Annotated in this window: 25 protein-coding genes; 18 read left to right on the plus strand and 7 right to left on the minus strand. The window is 68.7% G+C overall.

Annotated features, from left to right (window positions below; translation table 11 throughout):
* The first annotated feature begins 13 nt into the window (after positions 1-13).
* The 9 genes from pspM (at position 14) to recX (ending at position 7,509) form a co-directional block, all read left to right on the plus strand.
* Positions 14-844, plus strand: a complete 831-nt coding sequence (gene pspM, locus HGB39_RS25185; protein WP_206032698.1) for a phage shock envelope stress response protein PspM — start codon at positions 14-16, stop codon at positions 842-844.
* Between the two features lie 191 nt (positions 845-1,035).
* Positions 1,036-1,212, plus strand: coding sequence for a hypothetical protein (locus HGB39_RS25190; protein ID WP_007296377.1), 177 nt, complete (start codon positions 1,036-1,038; stop codon positions 1,210-1,212).
* 16 nt (positions 1,213-1,228) lie between these two features.
* On the plus strand, positions 1,229-1,945 hold the full coding sequence (locus tag HGB39_RS25195; protein ID WP_005563810.1) for a PIG-L deacetylase family protein: 717 nt from the start codon (positions 1,229-1,231) through the stop codon (positions 1,943-1,945).
* Positions 1,946-2,217: 272 nt separating this feature from the next.
* Complete coding sequence (locus HGB39_RS25200) at positions 2,218-2,850, plus strand: TetR/AcrR family transcriptional regulator (RefSeq protein WP_005563809.1); 633 nt, start codon at positions 2,218-2,220, stop codon at positions 2,848-2,850.
* Positions 2,847-4,391, plus strand: coding sequence for a glycerol-3-phosphate dehydrogenase/oxidase (locus tag HGB39_RS25205; RefSeq protein ID WP_005563808.1), 1,545 nt, complete (start codon positions 2,847-2,849; stop codon positions 4,389-4,391). The genes HGB39_RS25200 and HGB39_RS25205 overlap by 4 nt, the downstream gene beginning before the upstream one ends.
* A 27-nt stretch (positions 4,392-4,418) precedes the next feature.
* Positions 4,419-5,567 (plus strand): glycosyltransferase, encoded by a 1,149-nt coding sequence (locus HGB39_RS25210; RefSeq protein WP_043788356.1) that lies wholly within the window; start codon positions 4,419-4,421, stop codon positions 5,565-5,567.
* 33 nt (positions 5,568-5,600) lie between these two features.
* Positions 5,601-5,795 (plus strand): DUF3046 domain-containing protein, encoded by a 195-nt coding sequence (locus HGB39_RS25215; RefSeq protein ID WP_005240748.1) that lies wholly within the window; start codon positions 5,601-5,603, stop codon positions 5,793-5,795.
* Positions 5,796-5,940: 145 nt separating this feature from the next.
* Positions 5,941-6,984: a recombinase RecA gene (gene recA, locus HGB39_RS25220; RefSeq protein WP_005240749.1), complete on the plus strand. Its 1,044-nt coding sequence runs from the start codon at positions 5,941-5,943 to the stop codon at positions 6,982-6,984.
* A 9-nt stretch (positions 6,985-6,993) separates the two neighbouring features.
* Positions 6,994-7,509, plus strand: a complete 516-nt coding sequence (gene recX / locus HGB39_RS25225) for a recombination regulator RecX (RefSeq protein WP_005563806.1) — start codon at positions 6,994-6,996, stop codon at positions 7,507-7,509.
* 121 nt (positions 7,510-7,630) lie between these two features.
* Here recX and HGB39_RS25230 read toward each other — a convergent pair whose 3' ends face one another.
* From HGB39_RS25230 to HGB39_RS25245, 4 genes are all read right to left on the minus strand, one after another.
* Positions 7,631-8,530 carry an amino acid ABC transporter permease gene (locus HGB39_RS25230; protein WP_005261144.1) on the minus strand — a complete coding sequence of 300 codons (900 nt, stop codon included), beginning with the start codon at positions 8,528-8,530 and terminating at the stop codon, positions 7,631-7,633.
* Positions 8,527-9,207, minus strand: coding sequence for an amino acid ABC transporter permease (locus HGB39_RS25235; protein WP_005261143.1), 681 nt, complete (start codon positions 9,205-9,207; stop codon positions 8,527-8,529). Before HGB39_RS25235 ends, HGB39_RS25230 begins: the two co-directional genes overlap by 4 nt.
* Before the next feature lie 92 nt (positions 9,208-9,299).
* Positions 9,300-10,133 (minus strand): glutamate ABC transporter substrate-binding protein, encoded by an 834-nt coding sequence (locus HGB39_RS25240; RefSeq protein WP_005240753.1) that lies wholly within the window; start codon positions 10,131-10,133, stop codon positions 9,300-9,302.
* 81 nt (positions 10,134-10,214) lie between these two features.
* On the minus strand, positions 10,215-10,943 hold the full coding sequence (locus HGB39_RS25245; protein WP_005261142.1) for an amino acid ABC transporter ATP-binding protein: 729 nt from the start codon (positions 10,941-10,943) through the stop codon (positions 10,215-10,217).
* 210 nt (positions 10,944-11,153) lie between these two features.
* On the opposite strand from HGB39_RS25245, the gene miaB reads away from it, so the two are divergent.
* Positions 11,154-12,671 carry a tRNA (N6-isopentenyl adenosine(37)-C2)-methylthiotransferase MiaB gene (gene miaB / locus HGB39_RS25250; protein ID WP_064080912.1) on the plus strand — a complete coding sequence of 506 codons (1,518 nt, stop codon included), beginning with the start codon at positions 11,154-11,156 and terminating at the stop codon, positions 12,669-12,671.
* Complete coding sequence (locus tag HGB39_RS25255) at positions 12,668-13,288, plus strand: Rv2732c family membrane protein (protein ID WP_005261140.1); 621 nt, start codon at positions 12,668-12,670, stop codon at positions 13,286-13,288. Before miaB ends, HGB39_RS25255 begins: the two co-directional genes overlap by 4 nt.
* 6 nt (positions 13,289-13,294) lie before the next feature.
* Here HGB39_RS25255 and HGB39_RS25260 read toward each other — a convergent pair whose 3' ends face one another.
* The gene (locus HGB39_RS25260; RefSeq protein WP_005563802.1) at positions 13,295-14,680 is read right to left on the minus strand and encodes a DUF349 domain-containing protein; all 1,386 of its coding nucleotides are present in this window, start codon (positions 14,678-14,680) and stop codon (positions 13,295-13,297) included.
* A gap of 202 nt (positions 14,681-14,882) precedes the next feature.
* Between HGB39_RS25260 and HGB39_RS25265 the strand changes: the two genes are divergently transcribed.
* From HGB39_RS25265 to HGB39_RS25295, 7 genes are all read left to right on the plus strand, one after another.
* Entirely contained in the window at positions 14,883-15,599 is a 717-nt protein-coding gene (locus tag HGB39_RS25265) for a class III extradiol dioxygenase subunit B-like domain-containing protein (RefSeq protein ID WP_064081028.1), read from the plus strand.
* Complete coding sequence (gene miaA / locus HGB39_RS25270) at positions 15,596-16,525, plus strand: tRNA (adenosine(37)-N6)-dimethylallyltransferase MiaA (RefSeq protein ID WP_169693208.1); 930 nt, start codon at positions 15,596-15,598, stop codon at positions 16,523-16,525. The genes HGB39_RS25265 and miaA overlap by 4 nt, the downstream gene beginning before the upstream one ends.
* A complete protein-coding gene (locus tag HGB39_RS25275; protein WP_005573526.1) occupies positions 16,522-17,370 on the plus strand; it encodes a TrmH family RNA methyltransferase in 849 nt (282 codons plus the stop codon). Before miaA ends, HGB39_RS25275 begins: the two co-directional genes overlap by 4 nt.
* A gap of 84 nt (positions 17,371-17,454) precedes the next feature.
* On the plus strand, positions 17,455-18,324 hold the full coding sequence (gene dapF / locus HGB39_RS25280; protein WP_005261135.1) for a diaminopimelate epimerase: 870 nt from the start codon (positions 17,455-17,457) through the stop codon (positions 18,322-18,324).
* Between the two features lie 58 nt (positions 18,325-18,382).
* Positions 18,383-19,837 (plus strand): GTPase HflX, encoded by a 1,455-nt coding sequence (gene hflX / locus HGB39_RS25285; protein WP_005240762.1) that lies wholly within the window; start codon positions 18,383-18,385, stop codon positions 19,835-19,837.
* Entirely contained in the window at positions 19,830-20,945 is a 1,116-nt protein-coding gene (locus HGB39_RS25290) for a hypothetical protein (RefSeq protein ID WP_005573528.1), read from the plus strand. The genes hflX and HGB39_RS25290 overlap by 8 nt, the downstream gene beginning before the upstream one ends.
* Positions 20,946-21,013: 68 nt before the next feature.
* Positions 21,014-22,336 carry an alpha/beta hydrolase gene (locus HGB39_RS25295; protein WP_005573530.1) on the plus strand — a complete coding sequence of 441 codons (1,323 nt, stop codon included), beginning with the start codon at positions 21,014-21,016 and terminating at the stop codon, positions 22,334-22,336.
* 14 nt (positions 22,337-22,350) lie between these two features.
* On the opposite strand, the gene HGB39_RS25300 is transcribed toward HGB39_RS25295, so the two are convergent.
* Together HGB39_RS25300 and HGB39_RS25305 are read right to left on the minus strand one after the other, a co-directional pair.
* A complete protein-coding gene (locus HGB39_RS25300; protein WP_005261132.1) occupies positions 22,351-22,608 on the minus strand; it encodes an HPr family phosphocarrier protein in 258 nt (85 codons plus the stop codon).
* Between the two features lie 58 nt (positions 22,609-22,666).
* On the minus strand, positions 22,667-24,775 hold the full coding sequence (locus HGB39_RS25305) for a PTS fructose transporter subunit IIABC (protein ID WP_005573532.1): 2,109 nt from the start codon (positions 24,773-24,775) through the stop codon (positions 22,667-22,669).
* Positions 24,776-24,784: the final 9 nt, after the last annotated feature.

Below are 24,784 nucleotides of genomic sequence, written 5' to 3' on the forward strand. Positions count from 1 at the left end.
GAACAGTATTCGCATGAGTTCCACCCGACGTGGCCGACCTGGACGCGCAGTCCGGTCGGCCACTGTCGTGTCCGGACTCGCCGGGATCCAGGGCGCGCTGCGTGACGCCGGTGAGTCCGTCGCGGACGCAGCACAGAAGTGGCGCGACCCCCGGGAACGTCTGCTGCGGAAAAAGCGGCGGGCCAGGCGTCGCGCGAAGCGTTACGGCATCGTGTCCGGGTCCTCTGCCACCGGTGCCGCCGGTCTCGCTCTGATGGCCGCGCCGGAGTGGTCGATGCTGATGGCCGGCGGCGGCGCCGTCGTGTTCGCGGTCCCCGCCGTGCTGGCCGTCAGCCGATACCGCAAGCTCGACGCCGTGACGTTGCCACCGGGCCTGCCTGCCCGCCGGGTCCTTCCGGCGCCGTCCTCGGCCGCCCGCGAGCCGATGGAACGACTCGTGCACAGCGAGCGCGCACTGCACGGCATCCTCGGTGTGCTGTCCCGGTCCGGGACGATCAGCGGTGAGGACATCGAGGACACCCACGCCACGGCCCGCTCCGCGGCAGCCGCCCTGCAGGCGGTCGCCCTCGACATCACGTCCATGGAGGACGCCGCCCAGGGCAGCCGTGCCGCGGCCGCACCGCTCCACCGGGCGATCACCTCCGCAGCCGCGCAACTAGACGACGGCGTCGACCAGTTCGAAGAACTGGTGGCCGCTGCCGCCGAGGTCGCCGTTCCCGGAACCACGAGTGCCGTCGGTGAACTGGCGTACGAACGTGCAGAACTGGTGTCTGCGACGGAAAAGCTCGCCGGCCTCGCGGCGGCTCTCGGTGAGATCGACGACATCGTTCGCCGCTACCGCTGATGTCGTCGATCGACCGGTCCGGTGACTTTCGGTACATCGTGTGGGGGAGAACCCTGATCTTTCCCTGATCTTTACGCTGACCTGGTGATTTACCCGCTCCGCCGTGCCACGCTGGTGTGCGAACCCGATAAGTGGGGTCGACCAGATGTCGGGCGCAGAAATCGATCGGGGAGACGTGAGTGGAGGAAATCATGTTCTGGAAGATTGTTCTGGCGGTCGCGGCGATCTGGATCGCATTGGCGGTCGTCGGTGCCCTCGTCAAGGGTCTGTTCTGGATTCTCGTGGTCAGCGCCGTGGTGTTCGGCGTGTACCTGTTGATCAAGGCGATGTCCGGATCCGGCGAGAAATCGGACATCACGCGGAGCTGACAGGCATGCTCTACCCATGGAACCGGTACCCGAGGACTGGCATCGTGGGCTCGTCGTCGTCGCGCACCCCGACGACATCGAATACGGCGCAGCGGCGGCCGTGGCGCGCTGGACCGAGCAGGGCAAGGACATCCGCTACGTGCTCGCCACCAGCGGGGAAGCGGGGATCGCGGGCCTGCACCCCGCGGAGTCGGGCCCGCTCCGGGAGGCGGAGGAGCGGCGTTCCGCAGCCATGGTGGGAGTGACCGACGTCGAGTTCCTCGGGTACCCCGACGGCACTCTCGTGGAGAGTCTCGCGCTCCGCCGCGACCTTGCGACGGCGATCCGTCGTCATCGCCCGGATCTCGTGGTGACGGCGAACTTCGCGGACACGTGGGGGCCCGGCCAGCTGAACAGCGCGGACCACCGCGCACTCGGCCGTTCCGTTCTCGACGCCACCGCGGACGCCGCGAACGAATGGATCTTTCCCGAGCTGGGGGAGTCGGGGCTACCGCCGTGGCGCGGTGTCCGCTGGGTCGCCGTCAACACGATGACCCCCACCCACGCGGTGGATGTCACCCACACCGTGGATCGGGCGGTGCTCTCGCTGGCCGAGCACACCCGCTATCTCGAAGCGCTCAGCGACGTCCCGGTGGGGCAGCAGGCGAGGGCCCAGGTCGAGATGGTGACCGGGCCGCAACCGGGATTCGACGCCGAACGCGCGGTGGGATTCGAGCTCTACTTCTTCGGCTGAGGTCGCGACCGAGAACGAACGTGGCGACGCTCCGGTCTGATGGAAAAGAATCCGACCCGGACGGAATACCAAAATTATCCGAATAATTGAGTGGTTGCCCTCTGCTTTTCTCCGACGCGCGGAATCTTGCTGTCGACTCGCCCTCTGATCGCGTCTGCGCTGCTCACATCCCCGAGGTCGGGGGAGTGGGGCGGGCATCGTGCGCCTGGCGATGTGCTTCGAGTACCGGTTCGGTGCCGGCAGGGGATTCATGCGTTACGGTGTTACACACAATGTCTATCCGTAATTCTCCGTCGCGTGACGACACCTCAGCGAGCGTCGAGGACTCCATTCTCGACGCCGCACGCTCGTGCATCCTCGATTTCGGACTGCGCCGCACCACACTGGCGGAGGTCGCCCGGCGCGCAGGCGTCAGCAGGCCGACCGTCTACCGGCGCTGGTCCGACACCAGGGCCGTCGTCGCCGATCTCATGACCCGCGAGATCGCTGCCGTGATGCCCGAATTCTCCGCCGAGGAATCGGTCCACCGCCAGCTGGTCGACGCCGTGGTCCACGTGTCCACCGAGGTGCGCGACCATCCGCTGTTCGTGAAGATCCTGCGTTCGGATCAGGAACTGTTCACCACCTACATCCTCGAGCGGCTGGGCACGAGCCAGCGGGCGATCATCGACCAGGTTGCGTTCGCGGTGTCGACGGGTCAGGACCAAGGCTCGATCCGCGCCGGGGACAGCCGTCAGATCGCCACGATGGTCCTGCTCATCGCGCAGTCCGCGGTCCAGTCGGCCGTGATGGTGGCCGAGGAACTTCCCGGCGACGCCCTGACGGAGCAACTCCGGCACGCTGTCGGCGCCTACCTGGCACCGGACGCCGCCGGCAACCACCCGACAGAACGAGGAGACCGGTGAACCACCCGAACACGCCGCCCGTGAGCCGCTCGTCGGCTCTGAACGCCGCGCGAAGGGCGCGCGAACTCGACCGGCTGTCGGACGGTGCAGTCGTCGACGTGCTGGTGATCGGCGGCGGAGTGACCGGTGTCGGCGTCGCGCTCGACGCGGCGTCACGCGGCCTCGACGTCGTGCTCGTGGAGAAGCGGGATCTCGCGTTCGGGACCAGCCGGTGGAGTTCGAAACTCGCCCACGGCGGGCTGCGGTATCTGGCATCGGGCAACGTCGGCATCGCCCGCGAGAGCGCGGTCGAACGCGGAATCCTCATGACCCGCACCGCCCCCCACCTCGTCCGGGCGCTCCCGCAGCTCGTGCCCGTTCTCGATTCGACGACGCTGTTCGGCAAGTCCCTCGTCCGCACGGGCTTCCTGGCAGGTGATCTGCTGCGTGCAAGTGCTCGCACGCCGTCGTCGGTCCTGCCTCGATCCCGGTCGGTCCGGGCCGACCGGGTAGTCGAACTCGCCCCCGCGGTGCGGCGGGAAGGCCTGCGCGGCGGCCTGATGGCATTCGACGGCCAGCTCATCGACGACGCCAGACTCGTGGTGTCCCTCGCGCGCACCGCCGCGCTCCACGGTGCGAAGGTGCTCACCCGGACGGGCGCGTACGACGTGACCGGGACGTCCGCGACCCTGCGCGACGAGCTGACCGGCTCGGAACTGCCGATCACGGCGCGCGCCGTGGTCAACGCGGCGGGCGTGTGGTCGGGTGAGATCGATCCCGGGATCACGCTGCGGCCCAGTCGCGGCACACATCTGGTGCTCCCGGCCGAGCGGCTCGGGAACCCGACCGCGGCGCTCACGGTTCCGATCCCCGGTGAGACCAATCGCTTCGTCTTCGCGCTGCCCGCACAGCTCGGCCGCGTGTACCTCGGCTTGACCGACGAGGCGGCGCCGGGACCCGTTCCGGACGTCCCGGTGGCGTCGGAGCAGGAGATCGACTTCCTTCTCGACACGGTCAACACCGCGCTCGAGGTTCCGTTGCAGCGCTCGGACGTTGTCGGGACCTTCGCCGGGCTGCGACCTCTGCTCGACACCGGGGACGGATCCACCGCGGACCTCTCGCGCAATCACGCCATCCTGCGTTCGGACACGGGTCTCGTCAGCGTGGTCGGCGGCAAGCTCACCACCTATCGCAAGATGGCGGAGGACGCCGTCGACGCCGCGGTCGAGATGGCAGGACTCGACGCGGGCCCGTGCCGGACGCGGGCCCTGCCGCTCGTCGGTGCCGCGACACCCGAAGTGCTGCGGAAGGTCTCGGCCCCGCCGGCGCTGCTCGCCCGCTACGGAACGGAGGCGGCGCTGATCGCCGCCGCCGACCCCGAACTGCTGGCGCCGATCGCCGAGGGTGTGGACGTGAGCCGCGCCGAGCTCGAGTTCGCGGTGACTCACGAGGGGGCACTCGACGTCGACGACCTACTCGACCGGCGCACCCGGATCGGACTCGTCCCCGCCGACCGTGCGCGGTCCCTCGCCGCCGCCGAAGCCGTGTTCGAGAAACGGTGACGCCGACCGTGTGACACTCTGTGGTTCGTGCGAGTCGCCGTGGTCGCCGGGCCTGATCCCGGACATGCCTTCCCTGCCCTTGCGTTGTGCCTCGCCTTCATCGAGGCCGGAGACGATCCGGTCCTGTTCACAGGTACACGGTGGGTCGAGCCCGCACGGGCGGCCGGTGTGCCTGCCGAGTTGCTGAAAGGTCTCGCGCCCCGCCCGACGGACGACGACCTCGATGCGGGCGCGCGCATTCACGCCCGCGCCGCGCACATCTCCACCGAGTTGCTCCCCGACCTGCGCGCGATGGGACCCGACCTCGTCGTCTCGGACATCCTCACCGCCGGCGGGGGCATGGCCGCGGAGCGGCTGGGGATCCCGTGGGTCGAGCTGTCCCCGCACCCGCTCTACGCCGCGTCCAAGGGGTTGCCGCCCATCGGAAGCGGTTTGGCCCCGGGTGTGGGAATTCGGGGCAGGCTCCGCGACACGCTCATGCGTACCGCGACGGCGCGGTCGATCCGGCAGGGTGAGCGGCAACGCTCCGAGGCCCGGGTCGGCGTCGGACTGCCTGCGAAGGACCCGGGGCCCGTTCGGCGGCTGATCGCGACACTCCCCGCGCTCGAGGTGCCACGACCGGACTGGCCCGCCGAGGCGCACGTGGTCGGGCCGCTGCTGTGGGAACCGACGAACGAGGTGCTCGAACCGCCGGACGGCGCCGATCCTCTGGTCATGGTGGCTCCGTCGACTGCATTCACCGGCGCCGAGGGCATGCTCGAGACGACGCTCGCGGGGCTCGACGGGGCAGGTGTTCGTGTGATCGCGTCGATACTCGACGGATCGCCGGCCACGGTTCCGCCCTGGGCGCGAGCTGGTCTCGGCCGTCAGGACGCGATGCTGCGCGAGGCCTCGGCCGTCGTCTGCGGCGGCGGACACGGAATGCTGGCCAAGGCCCTGCTCGCAGGGGTTCCGGCGGTGGTGGTTCCCGGCGGCGGCGATCAGTGGGAACTCGCGAACCGGGCCGCGCGGCAGGGGAGCGCCGTCGTGGTGCGTCCCCCGAGCGCGGAAGCCCTCCGCGCGGCAGTCGAACAGGTGCTCTCGAACGGTGCCCACGCGGACGCCGCGCAGCGGGCCGCGCGGAGCATCGCGGATGTCACCGATCCGGTGGAGGTGTGCCGCGCCGCGCTGCGGTGAGGGCCCGGCACGCGGTTCGGCTAGCGTGGACGTGTGCGATTGACCGAATTTCACCAACTCGTCCGCGAAGAGTTCGGGCAGATGCGCGGCGACGCGCTGCTCGTCGACCACGTGCTGCTCAGTCTCGGGGGCAAGACCGCCGCCGAAGCCATCGAGGACGGCCGGGAACCCCGCGAGGTGTGGCGTGAACTCTGCGTCGAGTTCGACGTCCCGCCGCAGCGCCGGTAGAAATCCGGCGTGTCGAACGGACCGACCGCACATATCGAACACACGTTCCCCTATGCTGGGGATGTTCGGTGGTCACGGTTCTTGTCGGTACCTGGATCTAACCTGACCGCAGATCACTGATGAGACTCGAGGAATGGGGACGACGATGGCACCACAGGCACACGATCGAGACAAGGCGCTCGACCTCGCGCTGGCGCAGATCGACAAGAACTTCGGCAAGGGCTCGGTGATGCGCCTGGGCGAAGGTGTCCGTCAGCCCATCGCCGTCATTCCGACCGGCTCCATCGCGCTGGACGTCGCCCTCGGCATCGGCGGGCTGCCCCGCGGCCGTGTCGTCGAGATCTACGGCCCGGAGTCCTCGGGTAAGACCACCGTGGCTCTGCACGCGGTCGCCAACGCCCAGGCGGCCGGCGGCATCGCCGCGTTCATCGACGCCGAGCACGCGCTCGACCCCGACTACGCCCAGAAGCTCGGCGTCGACACCGACGCGCTGCTGGTGTCGCAGCCCGACACCGGTGAGCAGGCGCTGGAGATCGCAGACATGCTGATCCGCTCCGGCGCCCTCGACATCCTCGTGGTCGACTCCGTGGCCGCTCTGGTCCCGCGCGCCGAGATCGAGGGTGAGATGGGCGACAGCCACGTGGGTCTGCAGGCGCGTCTGATGAGCCAGGCGCTCCGTAAGATGACCGGTGCGCTCAGCAATTCCGGCACCACCGCGATCTTCATCAACCAGCTGCGCGAGAAGATCGGCGTCATGTTCGGTTCCCCCGAAACCACCACCGGTGGTAAGGCATTGAAGTTCTACTCGTCGGTGCGCCTCGACGTGCGGCGGATCGAGACCCTGAAGGACGGCACCGACGCGGTGGGTAACCGTACCCGCGTCAAGGTGGTCAAGAACAAGGTTGCGCCGCCGTTCAAGCAGGCAGAGTTCGACATTCTCTACGGCCTGGGAATCAGCAAGGAAGGCTCGCTGATCGACATGGGTGTCGAGCACGGGTTCATCCGTAAGTCGGGTTCCTGGTACACCTACGAAGGCGACCAGCTGGGACAGGGCAAGGAAAACGCCCGCAAGTTCCTGTTGGAGAACACCGACATCCGGGACGAGATCGAGAAGAAGATCAAGGAAAAGCTCGGAATCGGCGCCGACGTCACTGCTGCTACGGATGACGCCGCCCCGGTCGAATTCTAAGGCGCCGCCGTGCGTCCGACGGGCGAAGGTGGGACGGAGACGCAGGCCAAGGATTTGTGCCTGCGTCTCTTGACGGACCGTGCCCGGAGCCGAGCGGAATTGGCCGAGCGTCTGGCGAAAAAGGGCTACTCGCCCGAGATCGCTGAGCGTGTGCTGGATCGCCTCACCGAGGTCGGACTCGTCAACGACGCCGACTTCGCCCAGCAATGGGTGCATTCGCGGCACACGTACTCCGGCAAGGGGAAACGTGCGCTCGCACTGGAACTGCGCCGCAAGGGCATCGGTCAGGAAGACGCCACCGAGGCGCTCGCTCAGATCGACAGCGAAGACGAACGAGCGCGAGCCACCGAACTGGTCGAGAAGAAACTGCGGACGGTGTCCGCGGACGATCGGGACCGGGCGGTCCGCCGACTGGTGTCGATGCTCGCGCGCCGCGGATTCCCCCAGGGCATGGCGTTCGAGGTGGTCAAGGAACAACTCGATCGCGCGGGTGCGGAAACCGACGGCCTGTTCGACGAGACCTGATTGCGACGAGACGACGACAACACTGACGAGACGTCGACAACACCGACGAGACGACAACACTGCGGTCGGACGGGAACAGAGTTCGCGTCCGACCGCAGTGTCACGTCACGCCCGCGTCAGATCACAACCGCTTGTCGGTGATGTCCATACCCGGAACCGACACCGCCGGAAGCTCGGGAACGGCCCCCTTGGGGCCTCCGCCCTTGCGGCTGGCCCGGAGTCGCTTCTCCACCTTGGTCGCCACCACGGTGAGCGTGTAATTGAGGACGATCATGATGATCGCCACCACGATCAGGGCGGGAAGGTAGTTGCCGTAGAACGCACCGAGCTGCTGACCGGACCGCACCACTTCGACGTAGCCGATGAGGTAACCGAGCGCGGAGTCCTTCAAGGCCACCACCATCTGAGAGATGATCGCCGGGAGCATCGCCGTGACGGCCTGCGGAAGCAGGATGGTGCCCATGACCTGGCCCTTGCGCATACCCAGCGCCATGGCGGCCTCGCTTTGCCCCTTGGGGAGCGAATTGATGCCTGCCCTGACGATTTCGGCGATCACCGAGCCGTTGTACAGCGTGAGGCCCACGATGACCGCGGCGAGCGCAAGGTATTTCGATTTGAAGACCTCGTACTCGGCGAACAGCTGGTACGAGAAGATCATCAGGATCAGTACCGGGATGGCGCGGAACAATTCGACGATCCCGCCGGCGACCCATCGCACCGGCCGGTGGTTCGACAGGCGTCCGATGCCGAGGATCGCGCCGAGGATCAACGCGAACAGGATCGATACGGCGGCTGCCACGAGGGTGCCGCGGATACCGGGGATCAGATATGTCGTCCACGACGTCGATTCGAGGAACGGATCCCATTTCGCCGCCGTCAGCTGACCTTTGTCGTCGAGCGCGGCGTAGACGAGGTAGCCGATTCCCAGTAGCGCGACAGCGACCACGACCGAGATCAGGCGATAGATGTTCTTCGCCTTCGGACCCGGTGCGTCGTAGAGGACGGTGGCGGCATTGCTCATCGTGCAACCTCGAATCGCTTGCTCAGGTATCCGAAGAGAAGCCCCATCGGCAGGGTCAGGATCACGAAGCCGAGCGCGAAGATGCCACCGACGACGAAGATGGCGGCCTCGTTCTCGATCATTTCCTTCATCAGGAGCGACGCCTCCGCCACGCCGATCACAGAGGCGATCGTCGTGTTCTTGGTCAAGGCGATCAGCACACTACCGAGTGGGGCGGTGACCGCGCGGAAAGCCTGCGGCAGCACGATCAACCGCAGATTCTGGGAGAACGTGAGGCCGAGCGACCGGCCCGCCTCCGCCTGTCCGACGTGCACCGTGTTGATACCGGACCGCAGCGACTCGCAGACGAACGCCGCGGTGTAGACGCTGAGGCCGAGCACGGCGAGCCGGAAGTTGTTCTCCTCGAAGAACGTCGGCGACTGCTCGGGGGCGAGCTTGACGCCCATCGTCTGGAAGAGCCCGAAGGAGCAGAAGATGATGATGAGCGTCAGGGGAGTGTTGCGGAAGATCGTCACGTACGCCGTGCCGACGCCACGCGCGACCGGGATCGGTGACACCCGCATCGCCGCGAGGATGGTGCCGAGTATCAGAGCACCGACAGCCGAGAACGCGGTGAGTTGCACCGTCGTCCAGAATGCGTCGATCAGCTGATCGCTGTATTTGCTCAGTAGGTCCACTTACCGTCTCCCCAGGTGACCGGTGGTTGGTGTCGAACCGGGCCGGACGATTCCGCGAATGGGGAGTCGTCCGACCCGGATGAGTGAGTAGCTCAGTACCGATCGACGGTCGGCGGGGCGGGGATCGGGTAACCCGACGCGCCGACGGTCTCGTTGAACGCGCGCTCCCACGAGCCGTCCGCGATCATGGCGTCGATGGCGTCGTTGATCTTGGCGCGGGTCTCGTCGTCGCCCTTGGCCAGGCCGATGCCGTAGCGCTCTTCGGTGAACGGCGCGCCGACCACCTTCAGCTCGCCGGGGTACTGCGCCGCGTAGCCGGCGAGGATGATGTCGTCGGTGGTGACGGCGTCCACCGCACCGTTACGCAGTGCCTCGACGCACGCCGAGTACGTGTCGAATTCCTGCAGCTGCACGTCCTGCGCGTACGTGTCCTTGACCTTCTGCGCCGGGGTGGACCCGGTGACGGAGCACAGCTTCTTTCCGCCGTTGAGCGAATCGGGGCCGGTGATGTCGGTGTTGTCGGACTTCACCAGGAGCGACTGTCCGGCGATGAAGTACGGCCCGGCGAAGTCGACCTTCTCCTTGCGGGCGTCGGTGATCGAGTAGGTGGCGACGATGTAGTCGACCTCACCGTTCTGGATCAACGTCTCGCGCTGAGCCGACGGGGACTCCTTGAACTCGATGTTCTCGGGCGCGACACCCAGCTTGCCGGCCACGTATTCGGCCACCTCGACGTCGAAGCCGCTGAAGGAACCGTCGGGGTTGCGCAATCCGAGGCCGGGCTGGTCGTACTTGATTCCGACCGTGAGCTTGCCCTCCGACGCGCTCTGGGATGCGCTCTTCTCTTCACCTCCGCCACAGGCAGATGCGACGACGGCGAGCGCCATGACGCCGATTCCCACGCGAATCGAGCGATTGATCCTCATCGAGTTCCTCCAATTGAAATGACGGGTGTTGCGTGTGGAGCACGGTCGACCGAGAGAGCACCGCAGCGGCGCTCCTTCGGGTCAGTGGCTGAGAATCTTGCCGAGAAAGTCCTTCGCGCGCTCGGATTTGGGAGCGGTGAAGAACGTGGTGGGCTCGGCGTCCTCGACGATCTGGCCGTCGGCCATGAAGAGAACACGGTGGCCGACCTTGCGGGCGAAGCCCATCTCGTGGGTCACCACGAGCATGGTCATGCCGTCCTTGGCGAGTGAGGTCATGACGTCCAGAACCTCGTTGACCATTTCCGGGTCGAGTGCGGACGTCGGCTCGTCGAACAGCATGACCTTGGGGTTCATGGCGAGTGCGCGTGCGATTGCGACTCGCTGCTGCTGACCGCCCGACAACTGCGCCGGGTACTTGTCCGCCTGGTTGGCGATGCCGACCCGCTCGAGAAGCTCGTAGGCCCTCGCCTTCGCGTCGGCGCTGCTCTTCTTCCGCACCTTGACCGGTGCGAGCATCACGTTCTCGAGGATCGTCTTGTGGGCGAACAGGTTGAACGACTGGAACACCATGCCCACGTCGGCGCGCAGCGCCGCCAGGGCCTTGCCCTCGGCCGGTAGTACCTTCCCGTCCACCGCGATCTCACCGGAGTCGATGGGCTCGAGGCGGTTGATGGTGCGGCACAGCGTCGACTTACCCGAGCCGGACGGTCCGAGGACGATCACGACCTGTCCGCGAGGGACTTCGAGGTCGATCTCCCGGAGGACGTGGAGGGCGCCGAAGTGTTTGTTCACCGATTTCATCGAGATCATGGACGGGGCCGCGCCCGTGGAGGGTGTCGGCGTCGCGTCGTCGGCTTGCGTCATAGTCGATGACCCTATGTGTTGGGAGCGGGAGCACCTGCCATTTGCTCCGAGAATCCTCGGGATGTCACGGAAACTTTACTGTCCGGCTTCGAGCGTGTGTCCGGGCGCACACCGGCCGCGACGAGGCGATCTGGCGCGGGCCGTACCCTGGCATACGTGGACACGATCGACCAGACCCCTCCCCGCAGCTACGAGGTGCGCACGTACGGCTGCCAGATGAATGTGCACGACTCCGAGCGGCTGTCGGGGCTCCTCGAGGACGCCGGCTACACGAAGGCGGCCGCGGGGCAGGCGCCCGACCTCGTCGTCTTCAACACCTGCGCGGTGCGGGAGAACGCCGACAACAAGTTGTACGGCAACCTGAGCCACCTCGCGCCTGCGAAGGAACAGAACCCCGACATGCAGATCGCGGTCGGCGGGTGCCTGGCGCAGAAGGACCGCGACGTCGTCGTGAAGAAGGCGCCGTGGGTGGACGTCGTGTTCGGCACCCACAACATCGGTTCGCTCCCCGCATTGCTGGACCGGGCCCGCCACAACCAGCGGGCCGAGGTCGAGATCCTCGACGCGTTGGAGGCGTTCCCGTCGACGCTGCCCGCCAAGCGGGAGTCGGCATACGCGGGCTGGGTGTCCATCTCGGTGGGATGCAACAACACCTGCACGTTCTGCATCGTGCCCGCGCTGCGCGGCAAGGAGGTCGACCGGCGCCCCGGCGACATCCTGGCCGAGGTGCAGGCACTGGTGAACGAGGGCGTCGTCGAGGTCACCCTGCTCGGGCAGAACGTCAACGCGTACGGCGTGTCCTTCGCCGATCCCGACCAGCCCCGCGACCGCGGCGCGTTCGCCGCGCTGCTGCGCGCGTGCGGAGAGATCGACGGGCTCGAGCGGGTGCGGTTCACGTCTCCGCACCCGGCCGAATTCACCGGCGACGTCATCGAGGCGATGGCCGAGACCCCCAACGTGTGTCCCCAGCTGCACATGCCGTTGCAGTCCGGATCGGACCGCGTGCTGAAGGCGATGCGCCGCTCCTACCGGAAGTCGCGGTTCCTGGGGATCATCGACAAGGTCCGCACCGCGATGCCGCACGCGGCCATCACCACCGACATCATCGTGGGCTTCCCGGGTGAGACCGAGGAAGACTTCCAGGACACCCTCGACGTGGTCCGGCAGGCACGCTTCACCAGCGCCTACACCTTCCAGTACTCCAAGCGTCCGGGCACCCCGGCAGCGGAGATGGCCGAGCAGCTGCCCAAGGCCGTCGTCCAGGAACGGTACGAGCGTCTCATCGCGTTGCAGGAACAGATCACCCTCGAGGAGAACCAGAAGCTCGTCGGCGCCGAGGTGGAACTGCTCGTCGCCGCCGGGGAGGGCCGCAAGAACGCGGAGACCGCCCGGATGAGCGGGCGCGCCCGCGACGGCCGCCTCGTCCACTTCCGGCCCGCGGGCAACCTCGACGGGAACGTCCGGCCCGGCGACGTCGTCACCGTCGTCGTCAGTGCCGCCGCACCGCACCACCTCGTCGCCGACACCCCGGTCCTGACCCACCGCCGCACCCGCGCGGGCGACTCCTTCGAGAAGGGCATCACCCCGAAGACCCCGCCGATCGGCGTGGGACTCGGACTGCCGCAGATCGGTGCGCCCGCACCACTACCCGCCCAGATGGGATGCAACGCATGACCACCCCGTTCGACGACAAGCGGCACGACGGAAACCGGACCGGCGACAACGGTTCGGGTTCCGAGAGCGAGCCGATCGAGAGTTACCTGAAGGATTTCGACGCCGCCGAGAAGAAGGTGGCCGGCGAGATCGATCCCGGCGCGCGTGCCCTCGTCGTCGCGGTCGCGGTGGTCGTACTCCTCGGTTCGCTGACGTTGCCGCACTCCGGTATCGCCAACGGCTGGGAGGTGCTGGTGTACGGGGACGACGCCCGCGCGGAGACGATCGCGCTGCCCTCGCGGCTGTTCGTGTGGTTCGAGGTGGTGTTCGGGGTCGTCGTGTCGATGCTGGCGCTCGTCACCCGCCGCTGGGCGCTCGCCTGGGTGGCCCTCGCCGGAACCGCCGTGTCCATCGTGTTCGGCATGCTCGCCATCTGGTCGCGGCAGACCCCGGCGCCCGGCGTCGAGGCGGCCGGACCGGGGATCGGTCTGATCATCGGCTGGCTCACCGTCATCGTGCTCACGTTCCACTGGTTGAAGGTGGTCTGGAGCCGCACCGCCCTGCAGCTGGCCGCCGAAGAAGAACGCCGCGCCGCTGCCGCCGAAGCGGAGCGACGCGGCGACTGGAACGTCGGCTGATCGTGCCTACGGGCCGCTGACGGCGCCCTCGGCCGCCTCAGCCCATTCGCGCCACTGCTGGGCCTGCGCGAGGGCGCTCTCGGCGTCCTTCGTCTTGCCCGCGGCGGTCGCCTTGGCGGCCTGCTCCTCGAACTGCGTGACCCGCTCCCGGAACTGCGCGGCCCGGGCGAGGGCCTCCGGGTCGGTGCGGCGCCATTCCTCGTCGGCGGCGTCGCGAACACGCTTCTCGATGGCGCGCAGCTTGCCCTCGAGGTCGTGCATCCGCTCGCGGGGCACCTTGCCGATGGCGTCCCACTTCTCCTGCAGGTCGCGGAGCGCGGCCCTCGCCGCGTCGATGTCCTTGGCCGGATCGATGTGGCCGGCGTTCTTCAGCAACTCTTCCTTGGCGACCGCGTTCTCCTCGAACTCGGCGTCGCGTTCGGAGGACGCGGCGTTGCGGGCGGCGAAGAACACGTCCTGAGCGCCCTTGAACCGCCTCCACAGGTTGTCGTCGGCTTCCCTCGGTGCGCGGCCCGCGGCCTTCCACTCGGCGAGCAGATCACGGAACGCTCCGGCCGTCGGACCCCAGTCGGTGGAGTCGGACAGTGCCTCGGCCCGTTCGACGAGCTCTTCCTTCTTGGTCTTGGCGGCGGCGCGCTCGCGGTCGAGTTCGGCGAAATGGGCGCCGCGACGCCGGTTGAACGCCTCCCGCGCCTTCGAATACCGCTTCCACAGGGCGTCGTCGACCTTCCGGTCGATACCGCGGATGGTCTTCCACTCGTCCAGGATCTCGCGCAGCCGGTCGCCGGCGGCCTTCCACTGCGTGGATTCGGCACCGATCTGTTCCGCCTCCGCGGCCAGCGCTTCCTTGCGTTCGGTGTGCGCCTGCCGCGACAGTTCCTTTTCGTGCTTGGCGTGGGCCGCAGCCTCGTCGGATCCGGCGATGATGACGTCGAGCCGCGCCGCGAGAGAATCGATGTCACCGATCACCGCGGCGGTCGGGAGGGATTCGGCGAGTGCGAGCGCGGCCGCCTTGGTCTTCTTCGCGTCGCCCGCGCCGGAACTGAGCCGGGCCTCGAGGAGTGCCACTTCCGTTGCCAGATCGTCGAAGCGCCGACCGAAGTGCGCCAGACCTTCCGCCGCGTCCCCGGCCTGCCACGACCCGATCTGCCGTTCGCCGTCCGCGGTCTTCACCCAGGCGGTGCCGTCGTCGTCCACGCGGCCGAACTTGCTCGGGTCACTGTGGGCGGGGGCGGCGACGGCGGGGGCGGAGAGGGCGTGTGTCGGTGTGGGGTGGGGCTTGGGTGCACCCGGTTTCGCGGCGGCACCGGGCTTCGGGAGGCTGGGCTTCGGTGTGTCGTGCTGCTGAGCGGCAGGCTCCACGGCGGGCTTCGCGTCGCTGCTGTCGGTCATCGGTTCCTCATCTCTGCCGCGCGTCACGGCTGCCTGAACGCAATACTGGCTCCATACGACCCGGGACGGGTGCTGGCTCCATTCAACCCGGTACGGGCCCTGTGGACTATTGAATCAGGTCGGACGGTCCGCGTTGGTACCGATTGACGGCCTGCCAGAATCGGATGTCGGGTCCGCACGGACGGTCGACTAGCGTGACTGTGTGTTCACCGCCGCAATCCTCGTGCCGTCTCCACCGCTACTGGTACCCGAACTGACCGGGGCGGCCGCTGCGGAGACGGCGCCGTTGCGGGATGCGGTCCAGACGGCGGCGAAGGCGTTGTCCGCGCTCGCCACCGAGTGGGTGGCGGTCGGAGCGGCGCCCGCCGCGGTGGCGGTACGTTCCGACGCCCAGGGCACCTATCGCGGCTACGGCGTCGACGTGCGGGTCGCGTTGCGGCCCGGTCCGGCAGGCGATCCCGACCCGGACCTGCCGCTCGCGGCGCTGACGGCCGGGTGGATCCGGGGGACGTGCGCGCCGGACGCCGTCGTCGACGCGCGGATCCTCTCCGCCGACCTGTCGCCGCACCAGTGCGCCGAGTACGGCGCGGAACTGCGCACCCTTCTCGACCGGGATCCGGAGCCGCGGGGTCTGGTGATCGTCGCGGACGGGGCGAACACTCTCACGGCGAAGGCGCCGGGCGCGTTCGACCCGCGTGCGGAGGGCGTGCAGGCCAGGATCGACGCCGCGCTCGACACCGGCGACCGCGACGCGCTGCTGGCCCTCGAACCTGCGGAGTGCGATTCCCTCGGCATCGGCGGGCGCGTCCCGTGGCAGGTTCTCGCCGGCGTGTTCGACGCGCCACCCGCTTCCTGCCGGACGCTGTACAGCGCGGCACCCTATGGAGTCGGTTACCACGTGGGGGAGTGGCGTCCGTGAGGTCACCCGTGCCGATCGCCGTCGTCGGACCGACCGCAACCGGAAAGTCGGATCTCGCACTGGACCTGGCCGAACGTCTCGGCGGCGAGATCGTCAACATCGACGCGATGCAGCTGTACCGGGGCATGGACATCGGCACCGCCAAACTCGCCCCGGCCGAACGCCGCGGAATCCCGCACCACCAACTCGACGTGCTCGACGTGACGGAGACGGCCACCGTCGCGAACTATCAGCAGGCGGCGGTCCGCGACGTCGAGGCGATCGCCGCACGCGGCGCAGTGCCGGTCATCGTCGGCGGATCGATGATGTATGTGCAGTCGCTGCTCGACGAGTGGAGCTTCCCGGCCACCGATGCGTCCGTGCGGGCGCGGTGGGAAGCCGTCCTCGCCGAGAAGGGCGTCGCGGCCGTCCACGCCGAACTCGGCCGGGTGGACCCCGACGCCGCCGCGTCGATCCTCCCCACCGATGGCAGGCGCCTGGTCCGGGCCCTCGAAGTCGTGGAGATCACCGGGAAGCCGTTCGCGGCGTCGGCCCCGCGGATCGGCGAACCGCGCTGGGGCACACACATCGTCGGTGTCGACCGGGATACCGCCGAACTCGACGACCGGATCCGGCTCCGCACCCGGCTGATGTTCGAACGGGGACTCGTCGACGAGGTGAACGGGCTGATCGAGCTGGGACTGCGCGACGGGGTCACCGCACCCCGGGCCATCGGCTACGCACAGGTCCTCGCCTGGCTCGACGGCGAATACGACCTCGACGAGGCGCAGGAACGCACATTCATCGGCACCCGGCGCTACGTGCGCAGGCAACGGTCGTGGTTTCGCCGCGACACCCGCATCCACTGGGTCGACGGAAGCGACCCCGACCTCGCGGACACCACGATCCGCACCCTCGGCGAGACCCGAACACTGGGAGAACGATGAGCCGCGCACCGTCCGGACGCAACCGTCCGGCCCCGTCCCTGCTGGTGACCACCCGCAACGCCCGCTTTCAGCAGTGGCAGTCGTACCTCACCAACCGCGCCAAGCGAACGAAGGCGGGACGCTTCCTGATCCAGGGCGTCCGTCCCCTCAACCTGGCGCTGGAACACGGCTGGCCGATCGAATCGCTGCTGCACCGCATCGACGGCCCGCCACTGTCCGACTGGGCACGGGAACTGCTCGACACCCGGTCCGTCGAACAGATCGGTGTCAGTGCCGAACTGATGGCCGAACTGGGTGAGAAGACCACCACCGCGCCGGAACTGATCGCCGTCGCGAAGACACGAACCCCGCGACTGAAGGACCTGCGACTGCAGTCCGTCCCCCTGATCGTCGTGTTCGACCGGCCCGCCTCACCCGGAAATCTGGGCACCCTCGTCCGTTCCGCCAACGCGTTCGGCGCCGACGCGGTCGTCGTCGTCGGCCACGGCGCAGATCCGTTCGACCCCCGGAGTGTCCGTGCCTCCACCGGATCCCTCTTCGCGATGCCCGTCGTGACGGTGTCGTCCGTCGACGAGATCCTCGCCTTCCGCGACGCCCGGCGGGCGTCCGGAACCGACCTGCACATCGTCGGCACCGACGAGACCGGCTCCGTCACCATCGACGCCCACGACTTCGGCGGCGGCACCGTGCTCGTCATCGGCAACGAGACGCGCGGGATGAGCGCTGCCTGGCGCGACGCCTGCGACACGGTGGTCAACATCCCGATCGGAGGCGCCGCGAGTTCCCTCGGCGCCCCCTCCGCCGGCGCCGTCGCCCTCTACGAAATCGCCCGGCAGCGTAAATGAACCGCACCGCGGTCGCGCCGATGAACCGCACCGCGGTCGCGCAGATGAACAGCACCTGCTCGACCGTTGGTTAGAGTGGTGCGCATGGATTTCAGCAAGGGACACGGCACCGAGAACGACTTCGTGGTCCTCCCGGATCCCGATGTCCGCATCGACCTGTCGGCCCCGCGGGTAGCGGCGCTGTGCGATCGCAGGCGTGGGCTCGGCGCCGACGGAATCCTGCGCGTCGCGAAGGCCGGTGCGCTGGCTGCCGCCGGTGTGCTCGCCGAACTCCCCGACGGCACGTCCGAGGACGACTGGTTCATGGACTACCGCAACGCCGACGGCTCGATCGCGGAGATGTGCGGCAACGGCGTCCGTGTCTTCGCGCACTACCTCCGCGCGGCGGGGCTCGAGACACGCGACGAGTTCGTGGTCGGCAGCCGGGCCGGCGGCAAACCGGTGATCGTGCACTCGGCCGACGGCGCCTTCGGCGAGGTCACCGTCGACATGGGTGTGGTGCGGGATCTGGGAACCAGTGCCGCGACCATCGACGGCAAGGTGTTCAACGGGATCGGCATCGACGTCGGCAACCCGCACCTGGCGTGTGTCGATGCGCACCTCACGGCGGCGTCCCTGTCGGCCCTCGACCTGACGGCCGCACCCGGGTTCGATCCCGGCTTCTTCCCGCACGGCGTGAACGTGGAGATCCTCACCCGCATCGATTCCGGTGCCGTGGACATGCGGGTACACGAGCGCGGGGTCGGCGAAACACGGTCGTGCGGCACCGGGACGGTGGCCGCGGCCACCGCCGCTCTGCGCTTCGACGGGGCCGACTCCGGTGAGGTGAATGTCCGTATTCCCGGTGGTCAGGTCACCGTTGCGGTGTCCGACGGCCGGGCGACGTTGCGCGGACCGTCCGTCCTGGTGGCGTCCGGGAACCTCGACGACGGCTGGTGGAACGGCCTCGCCTGATCGCCCTGCGCGAAATGCACGTGCGCACCCTCGACATTCCGTGGGATCATGAGGGTGTATGACGAAAACACATCGCACAGAAGAATCGCCGATCTCCGACTCCACTGAGTTCGCCTACGACGACGGGCGGCCTTCGGTCGGCGAGATGCAACTCGAGGACCGCAGCGCGCTGCGCCGAGTTGCCGGGCTCTCCACCGAGCTCACAGACGTCACCGAGGTCGAATACCGACAGCTGCGCCTCGAACGCGTGGTGCTCGTCGGTGTCTGGACGCAGGGAACCGCGGCGCAGGCCGAATCCAGCATGGCCGAGCTCGCGGCTCTGGCCGAGACCGCCGGGTCCGAGGTCCTCGAGGGCCTCGTCCAGCGGCGGGACAAACCAGACGCGGCCACCTACATCGGTTCCGGCAAGGCCGAGGAACTCCGTGAGGTCGTCCTCTCGACCGGCGCCGACACCGTCATCTGCGACGGTGAACTCACTCCCGCGCAGCTGACCGCGCTGGAGAAGGTCGTCAAGGTCAAGGTCATCGACCGGACGGCCCTCATCCTCGACATCTTCGCTCAGCACGCGACGTCCAGGGAGGGCAAGGCGCAGGTTGCACTGGCCCAGATGGAATACATGCTGCCGCGACTGCGTGGCTGGGGTGAATCGATGTCCCGGCAGGCGGGTGGTCGCGCCGGCAGCAACGGCGGCGTGGGGCTGCGTGGTCCCGGTGAGACCAAGATCGAGACGGACCGCCGGCGAATCCGTGAGCGGATGGCGAAGCTGCGGCGCGAGATCAAGGGCATGAAGGCCGCCCGCGACACCAAACGCACCAGGCGTCTGCGGAGCGAGACCCCGTCCATCGCGATCGTCGGATACACCAACGCCGGCAAGTCGAGCCTGCTCAACGCTTTGACCGGGTCCGGGGTGCTGGTGCAGAACGCGCTGTTCGCCACCCTCGACCCCACCACCCGGCGGGCGGCGCTGGACGACGGCCGCGAGTACGTCCTCACCGACACCGTCGGGTTCGTCCGGCACCTGCCGACGCAGCTGATCGAGGCGTTCCGCTCGACGCTCGAGGAAGTCACGGACGCGGATCTGCTGCTTCACGTCGTCGACGGTTCCGATCCGCTGCCCACGGATCAGATCAGGGCCGTCCACGAGGTGATCACCGAGGTGATCCGGGAGAACGACGCCGCAGCGCCGCCGGAACTCATCGTGGTGAACAAGATCGACGCGGCCGACCCGGTCACGCTGACCCAGCTGCGCGGCCTGCTGCCCGGAGCGGCGTTCGTCTCCGCCCGGACCGGGGAAGGCATCGCCGAGTTGCGCGCGCATCTCAGCGATGTGCTGGTCCGCCCGGAGATCGAGGTCAGCGTTCTCCTCCCGTACAACCGGGGAGACCTGATGGCCCGGATCCACTCGGACGGACAGATCCTCGACTCGTCCCACGAAGAGGACGGCACGCGCGTCCACGCGCGGGTGCCCGAAGCGCTGGCGTCGGCACTGGTTCAGTACAGCGGCAGTGCCTGACCGCTCACGGTGGTCGGCCCGTGTCGCGGTCGCGGTGCTCGCTGCGTGCACACCGCTCGCGGCGGCGGGCGCCGGGTCCGCAGAGCCGTTCTTCCGCGATCAGACCGCCGTCGACGCGTCGGAATTCGGTCCGCTCTGCACTCCCGACGATTCGGGGGTCGGCACCCCGGACGAGGCCTCGCTGGAAGAGCTGTCGGGGCTCGTGTCGGCGGGGGGACTGCTCTACGCGGTCGGTGACAGCGGGTCCGATCGCGCGGTCGCGGTGATGGACGGGAACTGCGCCGTGCAGCGGTGGCTTCCGCTGCCGGTCGATCCGTACGACGTCGAGGACATGGCCTCCGGCCCCGACGGCCGGCTGTGGCTCGCCGACACCGGGGACAACGGACGCCGACGCGACACGGTGGCACTGATCGCGATGGACCGCGACACCGGCGCAGGGGAACTGCATCGGCTGACGTATCCGGACGGCCCGCACGACGCCGAGACCGTTCTCGTACAGCACGATGGCACCCCGCTGATCGTCACGAAGGAAGTGTTCGGGGCGGGCAACGTGTACCGGCCTGCGGGGGGCGCCGGTGTGGGCGGCCTCGCGAGCCCCGGCCCGACCCCGCTCGAGAAGGTGGGGACGCTGGACGTCGCCGAGACGAACGGCGCCGACGACGCCACCACCGGGAGCGGCACCACGGCCCCGGCCCTGCATTCGACGATGTTCACCGGCGGCGCCGTGTCCGCCGACGGAACCGTGGCCGCCGTCCGCAGCTACTCCGACGTGTTCCTGTTCTCGGCGCCGGACGGCGACCTGGCCGCCGCGTTCGCTGCGGGTCCGGTGGTGCGCGCACACGTGCCGCAGCAGCCGCAGGGGGAGTCGATCGCGTTCACCGAGAACGGCGACCTGCTGGTCGCCTCCGAGGCGCGGGAGGGTCCCGTTCCGCCGATTCAGGCGCTGCCCGGGGCGGTATCGAGGGTGCAGCAGCAGGCCCGCACGGAGACAGTCGCGGACGAGGCGTCGGCGCATTCGTCGGGAACGTTGTGGGGGATTGGCATCTCCGGTTGCGCGGTCGTGCTCGTGGTCGGCGCCGGCTTCTTGGTCCGCCGCCGTGTCCGATAGGTCTGTTTTGCGAGAAATGTTGCGAGCCTGATTCTTTCGGTGGCCGGCACGGTGTGAATACTGGCGGGGTGCAGGCCCACGAGTTGTTGTCGCGTATCGCCCACCTGTCACTCGAGCACGGTCGCGCCCAGACCGCATCGACCGTCGCCGTGGTGGCGGGCACCGTCGTAATGCTCGCGGCGTCGCGTTCCGCCCGGCCGCCGATCCTCCGCGCCTCGGCGGTCGCGGTGCCCGTGACCGCGGTGATCGGGGGTGCCGTGTGGGCGACGTACCGGCCGCTTCCCAATCAGATACCGCCGGCGGGATACGCGTGGATCTGGCTCGCCGTCGGCACCCTCGTACTCGCAGCGGCTCTCCTGCTCCGGAAGCCCGGCGTCCGGCGCGCAGTGGTGATCGGGACGGCAGGTGCCATGGTCGCGGCCGCGGCGGTCGGGCAGGTCAATGCGGAGGTCGGCGTCTTCCCGACCGTCGGTTCGCTGGCCGGGCACCGCCCGCCGACGGTAGTCGAGCCGGTGTCGTTCGGTGCCGTCCCCGGGTTCGAAAGCGCCGTGCAGTCCGGGACCCCGATGGACTCGGTGTGGACACGTCCGGTGCGCACACCCGGCTCCGGTGTGGTGACGGAAGTGGAGATCCCCGGCACCGAATCCGGATTCCCGGCCCGGCCGGCCGTGTTGTATCTGCCGCCGGCGTACCTGACGTCGCCCCGCGCCGTGCTCCCCGTCATGGTGATGATCGCGGGACAGCCGGGGCGCCCCCAGGACTGGTTCGGCAGCGGACGATTGGGGTCCACGGTGGACGCGTATGCCGCGCGGCACGACGGCCTCGCGCCGGTCGTCGTGGTGGTCGACGCACTGGGGTCGCAGGACGCGAATCCGCTCTGTCTGGATTCGGCGCTGGGCAACGCTGCCACCTACGTGGCCCGCGACGTGCCCGCGTGGATCGAGAAGTCCCTGCAGGTGTCGCGCGATCCGGCGCAGTGGGCGATCGGCGGATTCTCGTACGGGGGTACCTGTTCGATCCAGCTGGCCGTGAACTATCCGGCGATCTACCCGACGTTTCTCGACTTCCTCGGTCAGGACGAGCCCTCGCTGGGCGATCACGCGGGGACGGTTGCGGCGACGTTCGCCGGCGACGGGCGTGCGTTCGCGGCGGTCAATCCGGTCGACGTGCTGAGGACGCGGCAGTTTCCGGAGCTGACCGGGGTGTTCGTCGCCGGGGCGGCGGACGACGAATACCGCCCGCAGCAGCAGCGGATGTTCGCTGCCGCGCGGGCGGCCGGCCTGAACGTGCGGTACTACGAGCTCCCCGGTGGCCACGAGGGCGCAACCTGGGGTGCGGCGCTCGAGCGGGAGATGGACTGGACCGGCCGTCAGCTGGGTCTCACCAGCTGACGGCCGGATAGCGGTCAGGCGTCGAGGTCGGCCGCCACCAGCTGGGCCACCTTCTCGACGGCGTCGGCGTCGTCGCTGGTGACCGTGACGTCGGTGCCCTTGGTGGCGCCGAGCGTCATGATGAGCAGTGCGGAACCGGCGTCCACGGGTTCGCCGTCCGCCACGGCCAGCGTGACGGGCACACCGGCGGCGGCAACCGCTTCGGCGATGACGGCGGCGGGACGGGCGTGCAGGCCGATGGACGAACCGACGGCGACTGTGGTGCTGGGCATGGACTCTCTCCTCTGTCGGTGGGGGGTGGTGCGGGACGAGCGGGTCGATCTGTTTCTCTTACGCTGCGACTGTCGCAACGTCGGGGTCGAGTTCGGCGTCGGACGCGCCGGGCTTGATGAATTCCTTGGCGGCGACGACGCACAGTGCGGCGACGACGACACCGGCGGCCAGCGCCACCAGGAACCACAGCAGGTTGCCGATGGCGAAGAAGACGAAGATTCCGCCGTGCGGTGCGCTGAGGGTGACGTTGAACGCCATGATCAGGGCGCCGGTGACGGCGCCGCCGGCCATCATCGAGGGAATGACGCGCAGCGGGTCGGCGGCGGCGAACGGAATGGCACCTTCGGAGATGAACGCCGAGCCGAGAAGCCAGGCCGCCTTGCCGTTTTCGCGTTCCGCCTCGCTGAACAGGCTGGGACGCAGGACGGTCGACGCGAGAGCCATCGCCAGCGGCGGGACCATGCCCGCAGCCATCACGGCCGCCATGATCCGCAGCGAGGCGGGATCGTTGACGTTGAGGCCGGCCACCGCGAACGCGTAGGCGGCCTTGTTCACCGGGCCACCGAGGTCGAAGCACATCATCAGGCCGAGGATGATGCCGAGGAAGATGACGGAGCTGCCGGACAGACCGTTGAGCCAGTTCGTCAGTCCCGACGTGATCGAGGCGAGCGGACGGCCCAGAACCAGGAACATGAGTGCGCCGACGATCAGCGTCGCGAACAGCGGGATGATCACCACCGGCATCAGGCCGCGCAACCACTGGGGAACCGGGATCCGGCTGATCCACAGCGCGACCACGCCGGCGATCAGACCACCGACGAGGCCTCCGATGAATCCGGCGCCGACGAAGACAGCCACGGCGCCCGCGGTGAAGCCCGGCGCCAGACCGGGCCGGTCGGCGATGGCGAAGGCGATGTAACCGGCCAGAGCGGGTACGAGGAAGCTGAACGCCAGCGAACCCAGTTGGAACAGCACCGCGCCCAGGTACGTTGCCAGGCCACCCTCGGGGAGTTGGCCGAGGGAGTTGCTGAGGACGATGTCCTCCGCGGGACCGGAGATCTCGTACCCGCCGAGCAGGAAGCCGAGGGCGATCAGCAGACCGCCGGCGGCGACGAACGGGATCATGTAACTGACACCGGTGAGCAGCACCTGGCGCAGGTGGGTGCCCCAGCCGATCGATCCGGCCGGCTCGTCCGCCGCGCTGCCGGCGCTACCCGCGTCCACGGTGGCCGCGGACGGGTTCATGCCCGCGCGCAGTGCCTCGGTGATCATGGTGTCGGGCTCGTTGATGGCGCGCTTGACGCCCGACGCCACCACCGGCTTGCCTGCGAAGCGTTCCTTGCCCTTCACCCCGACATCGGTGGCGAAGATGACGGCGGATGCGCCCGCGATCACTCCCGGTGCCAGCGGTGTGCTTCCGCTCGAACCCTGAGTCTCCACGTGGACGACGACGCCTGCGCGTTCGCCGGCGGCGACGAGGGAGTCGGCGGCCATGTACGTGTGGGCGATGCCGGTCGGGCAGGCCGTGACCGCGACGATGTGCTTCGGTCCCTCTTCGGGCTCGGGTTCCTTCTCCGGGGCGACCGGTTCGGGCGTCGGAGCCGGGGCCGGGGCCGCGGCGGCCGCCACGGGTGCTGCGGCTGCTGCGGGGGCCGCGGCCGCCGGTGTGGCGGCGGGTGCGGGTGCGGGTGCCAGGACGTCGTTCACCAGGGTGACGATCTCGGCGGGGGACTTCGCATCACGGAGCGCTCCGACGAAGGCGGGGCGCACCAGCGCCCGCGCGAGCGAGGAGAGCAGCTTCATGTGCTCCGCGCCCGCACCTTCGGGCGCGGCGATGAGGAACACCAGATCTGCAGGTCCGTCGGGGGCACCGAAGTCGACCTTCGGGGCGAGCCGGGCGAATCCGAGGGACGCCGCCACAACGGCTTCGGAACGGCAGTGGGGGATCGCGATCCCACCGGGAAGTCCCGTCGCCGATTGTGATTCACGCGCCAGTGCGGCGTCGCGGAGAGCGTCCGCTTCGGTGGCGCGACCGGCGTCGGCCAGACGCCGGGAGAGCGCGGAGATCACGTCCTCCTTGGAGGCTCCGAGGTCGGTGTCCAGGGAGATCAGATCTTCGCTGATGATCTGCGGCCCCGAATCGCGGTCGGGTGTCGAGTGAGACATGGTGTTTCC

It is taken from the genome of Rhodococcus opacus (assembly GCF_012396235.1).
Lineage (GTDB): Bacteria > Actinomycetota > Actinomycetes > Mycobacteriales > Mycobacteriaceae > Rhodococcus_F > Rhodococcus_F opacus.